Annotated in this window: 15 protein-coding genes; 1 reads left to right on the forward strand and 14 read right to left on the reverse strand. The window is 35.4% G+C overall.

Features of this window, described 5'->3' with window-relative positions; genetic code table 11:
- Positions 1 to 73: 73 nt before the first annotated feature.
- From rpoD to rpsU, 11 genes are all read right to left on the reverse strand, one after another.
- Positions 74 to 1,186 carry an RNA polymerase sigma factor RpoD gene (gene rpoD / locus J3U50_RS02500; RefSeq protein WP_034530776.1) on the reverse strand — a complete coding sequence of 371 codons (1,113 nt, stop codon included), beginning with the start codon at positions 1,184 to 1,186 and terminating at the stop codon, positions 74 to 76.
- Between the two features lie 16 nt (positions 1,187 to 1,202).
- A complete protein-coding gene (gene dnaG / locus J3U50_RS02505) occupies positions 1,203 to 3,044 on the reverse strand; it encodes a DNA primase (RefSeq protein WP_237756981.1) in 1,842 nt (613 codons plus the stop codon).
- Positions 3,045 to 3,155: 111 nt separating this feature from the next.
- Positions 3,156 to 5,234 carry a glycine--tRNA ligase subunit beta gene (gene glyS / locus J3U50_RS02510; protein ID WP_301945502.1) on the reverse strand — a complete coding sequence of 693 codons (2,079 nt, stop codon included), beginning with the start codon at positions 5,232 to 5,234 and terminating at the stop codon, positions 3,156 to 3,158.
- Positions 5,234 to 6,166 carry a glycine--tRNA ligase subunit alpha gene (gene glyQ, locus J3U50_RS02515; protein WP_301945503.1) on the reverse strand — a complete coding sequence of 311 codons (933 nt, stop codon included), beginning with the start codon at positions 6,164 to 6,166 and terminating at the stop codon, positions 5,234 to 5,236. Before glyQ ends, glyS begins: the two co-directional genes overlap by 1 nt.
- Positions 6,167 to 6,447: 281 nt before the next feature.
- Positions 6,448 to 7,209 (reverse strand): DNA repair protein RecO, encoded by a 762-nt coding sequence (gene recO / locus J3U50_RS02520; RefSeq protein WP_034533945.1) that lies wholly within the window; start codon positions 7,207 to 7,209, stop codon positions 6,448 to 6,450.
- Between the two features lie 27 nt (positions 7,210 to 7,236).
- On the reverse strand, positions 7,237 to 8,145 hold the full coding sequence (era, locus tag J3U50_RS02525) for a GTPase Era (RefSeq protein ID WP_034530767.1): 909 nt from the start codon (positions 8,143 to 8,145) through the stop codon (positions 7,237 to 7,239).
- Between the two features lie 18 nt (positions 8,146 to 8,163).
- Complete coding sequence (locus tag J3U50_RS02530; protein ID WP_081006898.1) at positions 8,164 to 8,559, reverse strand: diacylglycerol kinase family protein; 396 nt, start codon at positions 8,557 to 8,559, stop codon at positions 8,164 to 8,166.
- The gene (gene ybeY / locus J3U50_RS02535; protein WP_053791815.1) at positions 8,537 to 9,016 is read right to left on the reverse strand and encodes an rRNA maturation RNase YbeY; all 480 of its coding nucleotides are present in this window, start codon (positions 9,014 to 9,016) and stop codon (positions 8,537 to 8,539) included. Before ybeY ends, J3U50_RS02530 begins: the two co-directional genes overlap by 23 nt.
- Positions 9,017 to 9,040: 24 nt before the next feature.
- Positions 9,041 to 10,009 carry a PhoH family protein gene (locus J3U50_RS02540; protein WP_034530763.1) on the reverse strand — a complete coding sequence of 323 codons (969 nt, stop codon included), beginning with the start codon at positions 10,007 to 10,009 and terminating at the stop codon, positions 9,041 to 9,043.
- Between the two features lie 120 nt (positions 10,010 to 10,129).
- Positions 10,130 to 10,573 carry a GatB/YqeY domain-containing protein gene (locus tag J3U50_RS02545; RefSeq protein ID WP_034530760.1) on the reverse strand — a complete coding sequence of 148 codons (444 nt, stop codon included), beginning with the start codon at positions 10,571 to 10,573 and terminating at the stop codon, positions 10,130 to 10,132.
- A gap of 80 nt (positions 10,574 to 10,653) precedes the next feature.
- A complete protein-coding gene (rpsU, locus tag J3U50_RS02550) occupies positions 10,654 to 10,848 on the reverse strand; it encodes a 30S ribosomal protein S21 (RefSeq protein WP_034530758.1) in 195 nt (64 codons plus the stop codon).
- A 177-nt stretch (positions 10,849 to 11,025) separates the two neighbouring features.
- On the opposite strand from rpsU, the gene J3U50_RS02555 reads away from it, so the two are divergent.
- Entirely contained in the window at positions 11,026 to 11,838 is an 813-nt protein-coding gene (locus tag J3U50_RS02555) for a pyruvate, water dikinase regulatory protein (protein ID WP_301945504.1), read from the forward strand.
- Positions 11,839 to 11,868: 30 nt separating this feature from the next.
- Here the strand turns inward: J3U50_RS02555 and J3U50_RS02560 are convergent, their stop codons facing one another.
- Genes J3U50_RS02560 through J3U50_RS02570 form a run of 3 tightly spaced genes read right to left on the reverse strand, consistent with a single transcriptional unit; the run spans position 11,869 to position 14,826 of the window.
- Entirely contained in the window at positions 11,869 to 12,774 is a 906-nt protein-coding gene (locus J3U50_RS02560) for a deoxyribonuclease IV (protein ID WP_080695508.1), read from the reverse strand.
- Positions 12,764 to 13,984 (reverse strand): CDP-glycerol glycerophosphotransferase family protein, encoded by a 1,221-nt coding sequence (locus J3U50_RS02565; RefSeq protein ID WP_301945553.1) that lies wholly within the window; start codon positions 13,982 to 13,984, stop codon positions 12,764 to 12,766. Before J3U50_RS02565 ends, J3U50_RS02560 begins: the two co-directional genes overlap by 11 nt.
- Positions 13,985 to 14,016: 32 nt before the next feature.
- On the reverse strand, positions 14,017 to 14,826 hold the full coding sequence (locus J3U50_RS02570) for an ABC transporter permease (RefSeq protein ID WP_034530755.1): 810 nt from the start codon (positions 14,824 to 14,826) through the stop codon (positions 14,017 to 14,019).
- Between the last annotated feature and the right edge of the window lie 10 nt (positions 14,827 to 14,836).

Below are 14,836 nucleotides of genomic sequence, written 5' to 3' on the forward strand. Positions count from 1 at the left end.
ACTTTGTTATTAGTTATATTATAACCGCTATAGAAAATAAAAAACAGATAGCAAATGCTATCTGTTTTAATTATTATTCAAGGAAATCCTTTAGTTGTTTACTTCTGGATGGGTGGCGTAACTTTCTCAAAGCCTTAGCTTCAATTTGTCTAATTCTTTCACGAGTAACACCAAAAACCTTACCAACTTCTTCAAGGGTTCTAGTACGACCATCGTCTAGACCGAAACGTAATCTTAAAACGTTTTCTTCACGGTCAGTTAGAGTATCTAAGACACCTTCAAGTTGTTCCTTTAGTAATTCGTATGCAGCGTGGTCGGCTGGACTAGTTGCATCTTGGTCTTCGATAAAGTCACCTAAGTGAGAGTCATCTTCTTCACCAATTGGTGTTTCTAGAGAAACTGGTTCTTGAGAAATCTTTAGAATGCTTCTAACCTTTTGAGTTGGCATATCCATTTCAGCACCAATTTCTTCGGGTGTAGGTTCACGACCTAAATCTTGAAGTAATTGTCTTTGAATACGGATTAATTTGTTGATTGTTTCAACCATGTGAACTGGAATTCTGATAGTTCTAGCTTGGTCAGCAATCGCACGTGTAATAGCTTGTCTAATCCACCAAGTAGCGTAAGTTGAGAACTTGAAACCTTTTCTGTAATCAAACTTTTCTACAGCCTTCATTAGACCCATGTTACCTTCTTGGATTAAGTCCAAGAATTGCATACCACGACCAACGTAACGCTTAGCAATTGAAACAACCAAACGAAGGTTAGCTTCAGCTAGTTCTTGTTTAGCTTCTTCGTCGCCTTCTTCGATACGAAGAGCCAAGTCAACTTCTTGGTCAGCAGTTAGAAGCGGAACACGTCCAATTTCTTTTAGGTACATTCTAACTGGGTCGTTAATCTTAACACCAGTAGGAGCTGAAGCTGAGTTCTTCAATTCAGCTTGAGTAACCTTTTTAGCTGCTTCTAGGGCACGTGGATCTGGATCACCATTTTTATCAACAACACTAATACCAGCGTCTTCAATTTTTTCTAGTAATTCGTACATTTCCGTCTTAGTTAGCTTGAATGGCACAGCAATTGTGTCATTAACATCGTCATAAGTAACGTGTCCAACTTTCTTTTGCTTCTTAATTAAAGCATTGGTTGATTCTTTTAGTTCTTTCTTGTTTAACTTCTTTTCAGCCATTAAAGTGCCTCCTAAATTACGATCTGTCGTTCAACTGTTTTTGTCTTTGTAACTTGATGATTTCCATCGCTAGTTCAGTTTGTTTATCAACATCCCCTAGCTTCTTGGCATCATTCAATTCAGCCTGTTTGTTCTTAAGCTGAACATCGATCGGCGCCTCATTCATTATTATATTAACATAATCGTCAACCTCTTCTTTATTTGGCGCATCGCTTAACGGTAACATTTCGATATTAATCAACATATTTTGTAACTTTTCTTCTTTAATGAAGTCTTGAAACTCTGCTGACTTATATTCGTCATGTGTTGCCATATAGCCTTGTGCCAATGTGTATAGAAGTTGAAAATCATCATCCACAAATGAAAAACCATCTTTACTCATCAAATGTTGCCACATTTCACGTGACATCAAAATGCGATTAAATAGATATAATTCCGCCAATTCAACCTTGCTATGTGATCTGACGTTATCAATTGGTTGGATGACTGGATGACCTTGTTGTGGTTCATCCCTTGATTTTTGAATCGACTTGTTAACGTTGTTCTTTTGAATATAGGTATTCATTCGATTAGTTAAATCTAACTTGTTCAAGTTAAATTGATCAGATAATTGGTTAACATAAATGTCTCTTTCCAATGGATCGGAAATCTTAGCAACTTCCTGTAAGACATCGTTAATATAACTAATCTGGTCAGTTTCATTATCCAAGTTACGGTTCAACTTGAAGTATCGCATCTTAAACGAAAGTGGTGATTCGTAGGCGGAATGCATATAACTAGCAAACTTTTCCTCACCATATTGTTTACGATATTCATCGGGATCAATTCCCTCAGGCATTTGAATAACACCTAGAGATAAATCTGTATTACCTAATAATGACAATGCTCGATTAATCGCATTTTGTCCCGGTGCATCACCATCATAACAAACACTAACGCTTGGTGTTAAACGTTTAATCGTAGCAATTTGTTCGGTGGTAAGACTAGTTCCCATTGAAGCAATTCCGTTGGTCACACCTGATTGATAAGCGGAAATAACATCCATGAATCCTTCAAACAAGATAACGTTTTTTTGCTTTTGAATGGTTGTCTTGGCATCAGATAGGTTGAATAAGACTTTTCGTTTGTTGAAAATATCAGTTTCAGGACTGTTTAGGTATTTTGCCGTTGAGGCATTTTTATCCATTACACGTCCTGAGAAACCAATCAGATTACCAAACTCGTTTTTAATTGGGAACATGATACGGTCAAAGAAACGATCACGAAGTTTACCATCATCAGTTTCAATAAATAAACCAGATTTTCTCATGTCATCATATTGAACTTTCTTGTTTTCCAAAAACTTATTTAAGATTTGTTCCTTAGGTGCAAACCCCAAACGGTAGAACTTGATGGTGTCATCGGTCAATCCACGTTCGTGCAAGTAATCTAATGCCGGTTGTCCCACTTCTGTATTCATCAAAATATGACTATACAATTCAGTGGCTAGCTCATGCATATCGATTAACTTTTTCTCAACCGGATTGATGTTTGATTTAGCTTTATTGGAATGCTTATATTGATCAGGAATTTCAATTCCTTGCATGTCAGCAACTCTCATTACCGCTTCCGGATATGAAAGATTTTCCAATTCCATCATGAACTTAAAGACATTTCCACCTCTTCCACAACTGAAACAGTGAAAGATTTGTTTTTGTTCATTAACAGAAAATGATGCAGTGTTTTCATTATGAAATGGACATATACCAAATAGATTACTACCAGATTTTTTCAATGAAACAAACTGACCAACCACATCGGCAATGTTGGTTTCATTTCTAATCTGATCAATTACTTCTTCAGGAATCATTGTCAGCATATCTCCTTTCACTGATAAAAGTCGCACCGATTTCTAGTGCGACTTTTGTTAAAAATACGAATAAATATTATACAGTATTTTATCAACCCATCATAGGTTTGTCTATCAATTCTATTTTACGATTAGTTGGTTTAAATCAGCAAACCAGTTAATCATGTTTGATAACTTAGTTAATTCACGTAAGTGATTGTTCTTAACGTTTTCTTCTTTAGCCATAACCATTGTTTGGTCAAAGTAGTCGTTAATTGAATCTTTCAAGTCGAATAACTTGTTGTATTCATCGTTTGCACTTAGTGAGAAGAAATCACCTGAGATTGCATCAACATTTGAATGAAGCTTCTTTTCAGAATCGTTTTCAAATAATGATTCATCAACATTTAAGTCGTCTGCGGCAAAGTCTTGCTTTTCTGAAATTCTTAGAACACGAGTTAATGCTTCAACAGATTCCTTGAAGTTATCATCTTCCTTGTGTTCGTTTAGAATATCGGCAACGTTAAAGATAAATTCAATATTATCGTTGTTTGAGTTACCTGCAGCATCGATAATATCATGTCTAATCTTGTCAGCCTTTAGTTGCTTAACAATTCTATCCTTGATGAATGAAACGATTTCGCTAATTTCCTTGTTTTGATCCAAGTCAGGAGCAACGTTTTCATCCTTTTCAGCCTTGATGAATGCTTCCATCATTTCAGTTAAGTTGAAGTTTAATTCTTCGTTCTTAACAATTCTAACGATACCGTTAGCTTGTCTTCTCAATGCGTATGGGTCATTTGAACCGCTTGGAATCATACCAGCGGCAAAGAAAGTTAGGATACTGTCAAACTTATCAGCTAGGGAAAGAACTGAACCAACCTTGGTTGCTGGTAGTTCACCTGTTGCTGAAATTGGCATGTAGTGTTCACGAATAGCAGTAGCAACGGCTTCATTTTCACCCTTTAATAGAGCGTACTTTTCGCCCATGACACCTTGTAGTTCTGAGAATTCACCAACCATACCGGTTACTAAATCAAACTTGTAAATTTGAGCAGCACGTTTAACATCTTTTAGTTCTTGGTCGCTTAGTTTAGCATGTTGACCAATTACTTCGGCAATCTTTTCAACACGTTGCATCTTTTCAAACATAGTTGAAATCTTGTCGTGGAAACTTACCTTCTTTAGCTTGTTTACGTAGAAGTCGATATTCTTAGCTTGATCTTCTTGGTAGAAGAACATTGCATCTTCTAGACGTGCAGTAAGCACTTTTTCGTTACCGGCAATCACGTTTTCGATGTATTCGCTGTTACCGTTTCTAACTGAGATAAAGAATGGTAAGATGTTACCATTTTGATCGTTAACGTAGAAGAATCTTTGGTTGTCCTTCATTGAAGTAATTAGAACTTCTGAAGGTAGTTGTAAGTATTTTTCATCGAACTTACCAAAGAATGCAGTTGGCCATTCAACCAAGTTGTTAACTTCTTCAAGTAGACCCGGGTTAATGTTAATTACCCAGTTGTTTTCATCTTGGATTTCTTTGATTTGTTTTACGATTAAGTCTTTACGTTTTTGAGCATCAACAATTACGAATTGTTCTTTTAACTTTTCTTCGTACTCACCAGCTGAGTTGATGGTTGTGTCTTGACCTAAGAATCTGTGGCCACGACTAACGTTTGAAGCAGTAACGTCTAGAATTTGAATTGGTAATACTTCATCATCTAACAAAGCTACCATCCATCTAATTGGACGAATAAAGTCCAAACGGTAAACGTTCCACTTCATTAGTGTGGGGAATGTCATGCTTGTGATAACATCCTTTAGTCCCATTAGAACTTCTTTAACAGGCTTACCGGCGATATGTTTTTCAACAAAAACATATTCAGTACCCTTAACTTCTTTAAAGGTAATGTCATCTGTGCTTAAGCCTTGTCCCTTAGTGAAACCGATGGCTGCTTTTGACCAGTTACCTTCGTCATCTAAAGCAATCTTCTTAGCAGGACCCTTTACATTTTCGTTTACGTCAGGTTGCTTATCAGCTAAACCTTCAATTTGGATAGTTAAACGACGAGGAGTTGAGAATGGCTTAACATCATCAAAATCGATTCTTTGATCTTTTAAGTAATCTTCAGTCTTCTTAACTAATTGTTTGATACTAGGAGTTACCACATGAGCTGGCATTTCTTCTAGTCCAATTTCAAGTAAAAATGTGTGAGCCATTATTTTTCCTCCTTGTTTTCATCATCTTTTAGAAGAGATTGTCTTAATTTTTCATCTTTAATAAGTGGGAAGCCACGTTTCTTTCTTTCAGCAATGAAGGCCTTAGCGATTTCTCTAGCCATTCTTCTGATTCTTGAAAGGTATCCGGCACGTTCAGTAACTGAAACGGCACCCCTAGCATCTAATAAGTTAAATGTGTGGCTACATTTTAGAACGTAGTCGTATGCAGGGTGAACTAAGCCGTTTGCGATTTGTTTTTTAGCTTCTGTTTCGAAGTCATCAAACATCTTTAGTAACATTTCTTGGTTACTTTCTTCGAAACTGTATTTTGAGTGTTCGTATTCTGGTTCCTTAAAGATATCACCGTACTTAACACCATCACTCCATTCTAGTTCAAAAACGTTGTTAACGTCTTGAACATATGAAGCAAGTCTTTCTAGACCGTAAGTAATTTCTGAAGCAACAGGGTTCATTTCTTGACCACCAACGATTTGGAAGTAAGTAAATTGAGTAACTTCCATTCCGTCTAGCCAGATTTCCCAACCAACACCGGCACAACCCATTGATGGGTTTTCCCAGTTATCTTCAACGAAACGAATATCGTGTTCTTCTGGGTTAATGCCAAGTTCTTTTAAACTATCCAAGTATAGTTCTTGGATGTTTTCAGGAGATGGTTTCATGATTACTTGGAATTGGTGATGTTGGTATAAACGGTTAGGGTTTTCACCATATCTACCATCAGCAGGTCTTCTAGAAGGTTCAACGTATGCTGCGTTCCATGGTTCAGGTCCAATTGCACGTAAGAATGTGTATGGACTCATAGTTCCGGCACCCTTTTCAGTATCGTATGCTTGCATTAACATACAACCTTTTGATGACCAGTATTGTTGTAATTTTAAAATGATGTCTTGCATTGACAACTTTTCTGTCATGTTACTTCCTCCTAATAAACGAATGGCATAAAAAAAACCTATGCAAAAAGTATACTTAAATACAGTTTACATAGGGACGATTATTCGCGGTTCCACCCTACTTCTGACTTTCGTCAGCAGCTTGATTTCTTTGGTTCAAAAAGTGCCAATCATTGAAAAATGCAAGTAGCTCACACTGTCCTACTATCGCTGGATATCATTTTATTCAATGACCCTCTTTTGTCATTACCATTCGTATTTATTTAACTTAATTATAGTTTACAATTGCTAAAAAATCAATTCTATAATCTTAGGTCGTTCATTTGATCTAAGAAACTTTTACTCTTTAAATGAATCCCTACAGAATCCGAGTAAATCTTATCGAGTAACATTCTTAAATTTTGCTTTGTATTGTCATTTACGTTAACGTTACCCAATTTATTTAAATCAATAATTGAAAAACGACGTAAATAATAAATGGTCTTTTGATCTAAGTGCAAACGATTAGCATCTAAATGAAAGTGATTTTGGCAAATCAATCCACCATAGGCTTCAGAATAGTCAAAGTTAAGATCAGTACGACCACAAATGGCGCATCCCCTTAGTTCAGGTTGTACCCCAAACTCACCTAAAAGTTGGATTTCACAGATGTTGGTAATCACCTCAGGGTCAACCCCGTTATCGATTAATCGTAACGCTGCAAACAACTGGTTGAACCAATGCGGAATTGGTGTTGAGTCAGGAAATGCAACGTCGACTAAAGACATAATGTAAGTAGCATAGGCATTTAAGAAAATATCCTCGCTAATGTTTTCATAATGGTCAGTATCTAATCCACTATAAATATAAGATAAGTTTTCAGCATTTATCTTTCCAGAATACGTACCATAGGTAAAAGGCAAGATATCCGCCATCATCTTAAAGCCCCTTTTTCGAGCGCCTCGAATGAAAAACATCTTCTTGCCTGCCTCGGCCGTTAAAAACTTAACTAACATATCATTTTCTTTAAAGTTCTTTCGGTATAGTAAAATACCGTGAAAATTCATATATGTTTGTGAATCCATTTTTATTCACCGACCATTTTTAAAATTTTAGTAATTATCTTTCTTGTATCCTAATGACTTAAGAACGGATGATTCATTACGCCATCCAGGATGAACCTTAACCCAAAGTTTTAGATAAACCTTGCTACCTAATAAGTCTTCGATATCTTGTCTTGCAAGCGTTCCAATCTTCTTTAGCATTGATCCTTGCTTACCAATTAAGATTCCCTTTTGTCCAGGACGGTCTACTAAGATATCAGCTTGGATATCTACATTGCCGTTTTCCTTGGTCTTCATGCTTAAGATATCAATCGCAATTGAGTAAGGGATTTCGTCTCTTGCTAACATTAAGATTTTTTCTCTGATTAATTCAGCAACGATAAAACGTTCTGGGTGATCAGTTACTTCGTCTTCTGGGTAGTATTGTGGACCCGCTGGTAATAATTGTTTTAAGTTGTCCATCAATTCATCAACGTTGTTACCTTGTAGTGCTGAAATTGGGAAAACTTCTTTCCAATCAAGCGCTTTCTTGTAAATATCCATGATACTTAGAAGTTTATTTGGATTAATTTCATCAATCTTGTTGATGATTAAGTAAACTGGTTTATCAATATCCTTTAAACGGTTAATGATAAAGTTATCTCCCGCACCTCTTGTTTCAGTGGCACTTACCATGAATAAAACAGCATCAACTTCTTTTAAAGCTGAAAAAGCTGATTTTTCCATGAAATCATCTAATTTATTATTTGGCTTGTGAATTCCTGGGGTATCCAAGAAGACAATTTGTGATTCATCATCGGTGTATACACCTTGAATCTTGTTTCTAGTTGTTTGTGCTTTATCACTCATAATCGCAATTTTTTGACCGATAATACGGTTCAAGAATGTTGATTTACCAACATTTGGTCTACCAACGATTGCTACAAATCCTGAATGAAAGTTTGGATCAAATTCCATAATAATTCCTCCGTGCTGTTAAAGTCCAAATATAATTGGAACATATACCAATAATCCGATGATTGCTGCAAAGATTGACGCAATGACCACACCTGCGGCAGCGACGTCTTTGGCCTTCTTGGCAATTTCATCGTACTTATTACCAACAATTAAATTAACAATTGATTCACATAACGTATTTACAACTTCAGCGATTAAAACAATAAATATTGCTAACAAAATCCAAACCCATTGGCTCAAATCAATCTTAAGAATAAAAGAAATAATCACTACGACTAAAGATGCAATTAGATGAAATCTAAAGTTACGTTCTGTCTTGCATAATATTACTAAACCATCAAAAGCGTGCTTAAAGGATTCAGCAAAACTACGATTTTTTCTGACTACTTTTTTATCTCTTAAGCCCATAGTCATCCATAATCTTTCTTTGCAATGGGAACATAACATCTTCATCTTCTTGCTTCATGTGATCATAACCATTTAAGTGTAGGAATCCATGAACAACAAGGAAACCTAATTCACGTTCATATGAGTGGTCTAAAAATTCTGCTTGTTCAGCAACCTTATCGATTGAAACAAAGATGTCACCAATGTTTTCTGGGATTTCTGCGGCCATTTCATCATCCATAATTAATGGAAAATCGTCATCACCGTCTTCAATCGCAAAACTAATAACATCAGTTGCGCGGTCAACACCACGATACTTACTGTTAATCTCCTTAATTTCGTCATTATTAACGAATGTTACTGACATTTCAGTATTATCCTTAAGGTCTAATGCCTTGCTAGCAAATTGCAATACATCTTCCACTAAATCGATGTGTTTTTGGTCTACACCGTCTTTTGTCTTATCGTAAATTTCTAAATCCATTCTGGTACTCCTGTTATAAAATTTCTAGTTTTGTTGATATTCTTCGTAGGCATCGATAATTCTAGCAACCACTGGATGTCTAACAACATCCTTAGAATCAAACTTAACAAAACGAATTTTTTCAACATTTTGTAAGATTGATTGGGCTTGAACTAGTCCACTACTTGCATGTTTAGGCAAATCAATTTGAGAAATATCACCGTTAACAATCATCTTTGAACCAAAGCCAAGACGAGTTAAAAACATCTTCATTTGAGCAGTTGTGGTGTTTTGGGCTTCGTCTAAGATAACGAAAGCAGAGTCCAATGTTCTACCACGCATATATGCTAATGGAGCAATTTCAATAACTCCTCTTTCCATCAATCTAGCAGTGTGTTCACGACCTAGAATTGAATGAAGTGCATCGTAAATTGGTCTCAAGTATGGATCAACTTTTTCTTTTAAATCACCTGGTAGAAAACCTAGGCTTTCACCGGCTTCAACGGCAGGTCTTGTCAAAATAATCTTTTCGACATCACCGTGCTTTAATGCTGCGATTGCCATAACCACAGCTAAGTATGTTTTACCAGTACCGGCTGGTCCAATTCCGAAAGTAATATCATTACGTTTTACGGATTGAACGTATTGGCGTTGACCAAAGTTCTTAACACGGACTGGTTTACCCTTAAAGTCTTTGATTAATATTTGATTGTATAGCTCTTTAAAATAACTTAACGTATCATTTTTGGCCATATTCATAGCAGAAACAAAGTCACTGCTATTCAATGTGACACCATTTTGAATTAAGTCCATTAAGTTCTTAAAAATTGAAATAACTTTATTAACATTATCTTCACTTCCGGATACCTTTACATTGGTTCCAAAAGCATTAATTGATACTTCCATACCCTCTTCAAGAATTGTAACGTATTTATTTTGTGCCCCTAACAACTTAGGTTCAAAATCTAAATTATGAATAATAAATTCTTTGGTTACTTCAGTTTGTTCTGTCAATATAGCGACCCCTTTTTTATTGATAATCAAATATTAGCACAGATTTAGACTTTAAAAAAGTTATTAATATGTACTAACAAAGCATGATTGTGGCATAACACAATCATACTTTATAAATAATTAGCTTAAGTGAGCTTTTACAGATTGGTTAACTTCGTTTCCGTCAGCTTTACCCTTAACCTTAGGCATGATAGCACCCATTACTTTACCAAAATCAGACATTGCTGAAGCACCAACTTCACTGATAGTTTCTTCAACTACCTTGTCAATTTCTTCTTTTGACATTTGTTTTGGAGCGTACTTGCTTAGCACAGCTAATTGTTCTTCTTGTTCGGCAACTAAATCATCTCTACCACCATCTTTGAATTCAGCAATAGATTCCTTAACTTGCTTAACTTCACGACTGATAACAGTTAGTTCTTCGTCATCACTTAAATCATGACCCAAAGCAACTTTTTCGTTAGTTAGGGCTGATTTTAGAGAACGAATAACGTTCAAAGCAGTTTTGTTGTGTTCCTTCATTGCATTTTTAAGATCTTCATTAAGACTTGTAGCGATACTCATTATAGTTTCCCTCTTTCAAAATATTCATCTTAGTTTTAGCAAAAAAAACGTCCCTGAAATAACAGGAACGTTTTTAGTAATTAAAAGCGACGGCTTTTTTTCTTGTTGTTGCGCTTTCTTGCTGCTTCAGATTTTAATTTACGTTTAACACTTGGTTTTTCGTAGAATTCTCGTTTACGGTATTCACGTAAAGTACCGTTCTTGGAAACTGTACGTTTGAAACGACGAAGAGCATCATCAAGAGATTCGTTTTTACGAACGACTGTTTTTGACATATGAAAATTCCCTCCCTCCGAGCTCGAAATACAACAGTTACTTTTTTTATTTATTAAAACTGTTCTTAATAATTATACAAAACAATATTTATAACGTCAATATTACATTTCAATTTAAAACTACTTTTATGACAGTTTTTTAGATATAATAAAGTCGTAAAAAAAGGAGTGATTTTGATGAAACATATTAATATCTTTGCCATCTCAGATTCTAGTGGTGAAACAGCGATGCAAGTAGCTAAAACCGCTGGTGCACAATTTGAAAGTGCCGATATTTCATACGAACGATACCCATTTATCACTACCGAATCAATGTTAAGTGGTATCTTAAAAATTGCTAAACAAAAAGAAGCTGTCATTTTTCATACCCTAGTGAACGCCGATTTAAGTAAACTAATTGAAGATTTTGCAATTGCCAATAATTTACAAAACGTTGACTGTGTTCAAAAACCCATGAAGGCCATTAGTAACCAATTAGGTTTTAACCCTGAACGTGTCAGCGGTCTTGTTCATGACTTAAATGACGACTACTTTAAGCGCATTGAAGCGATGGAATTTTCCGTTGAAAATGATGATGGAAGCAATCCTCAAAACCTAACAAAAGCAGATGTCGTGATCCTAGGAATTTCTCGAACATCAAAGACACCGCTATCACTTTACCTTGCAAACAAGCAAGTGAAGGTTTCAAACGTACCAATTGGTCCTACCATCCAATTACCTAAAGAAGTCTTTGATGTTGATCCAAAGAAGATTATTGGTCTTACCAGCGTAACTAAAGATATTCAAAAAATTAGAAAAGCCAGAATGGCATCATATGGTATCGATGAAGATACACCATATTCAAACTCAAAGAACATTGACGAAGAATTAGAATATGCTAACAACTTATACCATAAACTGGGTTGTCTCATTATCGACGTCCACGATAAATCAATCGAAGAAACTGCTACCGTAATTATGGAAAGTCTTGATTTAGATTCATACCAATAAAAAAAAGAGCTTAACAGCTCTTTTTTATTTTTATTGATTTAAAATATCATCCATCAAATTGTTATTGAATTGTTGTTCCTTTAACATTTTAACTTCGAAGTAATGTGGAGACAACTTCTTCTTGGTTCCTTCAACAGCAACAGCTGGTGTTTCCATAATCTTTGGAACATCAACTAAAGATTCGTGGTGAGCAATGTAGTTCAAAGCATCGAACCCGATTGTTCCCAGACCGATAATTTCGTGTCTATCCTTGTGACTACCGAAATCATTCTTAGAATCATTTAAATGAACAACTTTTAATCGATCTAAACCAATTACATGGTCAAATTCATTTAAAACGCCGTCAAAGTCTTCTTTAACGTTGTAACCAGCATCATTAGTATGACAAGTGTCGAAAGTAACGGATACTTTATCGTTATCCTTAACACCATCAATGATTTGAGCAATTTCTTCGAAGGTACGACCAACTTCTGTTCCCTTACCTGCCATGGTTTCCAAAGCAATTTGAACCTTTTGATCTGGTTCAATGACTTCATTTAAACCTTTGGCAATTTGAGCAATTGCTTTATCTGCACCTTCACCAACATGAGAACCAGGATGTAACACAATTTGTGTTGCTCCAATGGCTTCAGCACGTTTAACTTCTTCGTGTAAGAAATCAACACCAAACTTAAAGTTTTGTGGCTTGGTAACATTTCCTAAATTAATGATGTATGGAGCATGAACAACGGTTTCCAAAATACCATGTTCTTTCATGTATTCCTTACCGTCTTCGGCTCTTAATTCATCAATTGGCTTTCTTCTGGTGTTTTGAGGAGCACCAGTGTAAACCATAAATGCATTTTCACCATAGCTGTCAGCTTCTTTAGCAGAACCCAAAAACATGGTTGAGCCATTCATGCTAACGTGAGATCCGATTAAAAACTTACTTGTCATTACTAATCATCCTCATTTCATCAACAAATTTTTCTGAAGAGTCTGCAGATTCCCATCCACAGTACTTTTCATAGAATTCTTCATACTTCTTATCGTAATCAGAATACTTCTTTTCCTTGTTAAATGCATCAATTTGCTTGTAAAAATCATCTTCAACTTCAACAACAGGTCCAGGTAATTCTGTTCTGTAGTCAAAGTAGAAACCACGAATATCATCTTCATAATGTTTTAAATCATATGCATAGAACAACATTGGTCGTTTCAAGTTAGCATAGTCAAACATTACTGATGAGTAGTCTGTGATTAACAGATCAGACATTAGGTATAAATCACTGATGTCTTCTTCAACCATGATGTAAACACGGTCTTCAAAGCCCTTAATATCAATGAAGTCTTTTACAAGGTAATGTGGTCTGATAATTAATACAGTGTTTTCGTCAACTTGTTCAAAGAAAGTCTTTAAACTAAATGGCAATTCAAAGTTGTAAACACCCTTACGTTTGTAATTATCATCACGCCAAGTTGGTGCATAGGTGATTACGTTTAAATCATCTCTACCAAGGTATTTTTTCTTAAGTCTACTAATGTTATCTTGATTGTCACCATAGTATAAGACGTCATTTCTTGGGTATCCAATATCTAAGAAGTGGTTATTAAAATCAAATGCTCTAGCAAAGATATCCTTAGAGTATTGATTTGGTGCAATTAAGTAATCCCAACGATGGGCTTCATTAGTAAAGTTTTGCTTGTACTTTTCAGTATTAGTACCTGGCATCATAACGTTTTCGATATCAGTACCTAGTTTTTTCAAAGGAGTACCATGCCATGTTTGCATGTATACAGTACCCTTATTCTTATTCCACCATTTTGGTGTTCTAGAATTAAATACCCAGAAGTTAGCTCTGGCCATCACCCATACCCATTTAGGCATGAACTTTCTGACCATCTTAATATTAGGATATAATTCCTTGAAAGTATTATATTGAGCCTTTCTAACAGTAAAGTATGCTTTTGATTTATCTTCTGGATACTTTTCAATCCATTTTTCGTAAATAGCTGCCGGGTTATCATTGATATCCTTACCCTGGAAACTTTCAAAAACAACTAAATTCTTCTTTACTGGTAAAGTAATCAAAATATTATTAAGCATAATCAATACGCGACGAATTGACTTCTTAATAAATCTAATTACTTTTTTCTTCAATTTCATCATACGACAATTTCAATCCTTTTAACTTTTAACTAAATGTAATCCACGAAACGAGCTCTGAACTTGTAGTGTAGATGTGATCCAACCAATAGGAAGAATAGCACTGTTAGCCAGAAGATTAACATCAACATTGGTTTTTGCCAGAACCAAGCTTCACCTAACATTGATTCTCTAAATCCAGAAACAATGTAGAAGAATGGGTTCAATTGTAAGAATCTTACAAAGAATGCTGGGAAAGCATTTGTTTCAAAGTTAAATAGAACTCCAGACATGTAGAACAATACTCTCATGATTGATTGTAAGAAGATACGGTAATCACGAACAAGAATTGTTACAGTTGAGTTGAAAATACCGAATGCTAATAGCCAACAAATCATTGCAAAGAAGTAGTATAGCCATTGAATCCAGTATAGGTTAGGTAGTACTCCACCCTTTAGGTAACCTAAGATAATTGAACATGCTAGCATAGCCCAGAATGAACTTAAGTTAGTTAGAATCTTAATTGATGGTAGAACACTAACTGGGAACTTCATTTTTGAAACCATACCAACTTGTTGGTAGATACTCTTTGAAGCATCTAAAGTAACACTGTTCATGTAGAACCATGGTGTGATACCGATAACCATCCAAGTTAGGTAATCAACACTTCCAGATGTACCCTTCTTCAAACCAACACCGAATACTAACCAGTAAATTAAGATTTGAATAATTGGGTATAGGTATGCCCAAACAATACCTAGATAATGACTTTGATAATCTGACTTATCTTGGTACTTTGAGACTCTAAACATTATTGGTAAATTTTGAATTTGCTCTTTGATTAATGTAATGACTTCCTTCAAGTCGATCACA

Origin of the sequence: Lactobacillus sp. B3795 (assembly GCF_026535805.1) — a bacterium.
GTDB lineage: Bacteria > Bacillota > Bacilli > Lactobacillales > Lactobacillaceae > Apilactobacillus > Apilactobacillus kunkeei_C.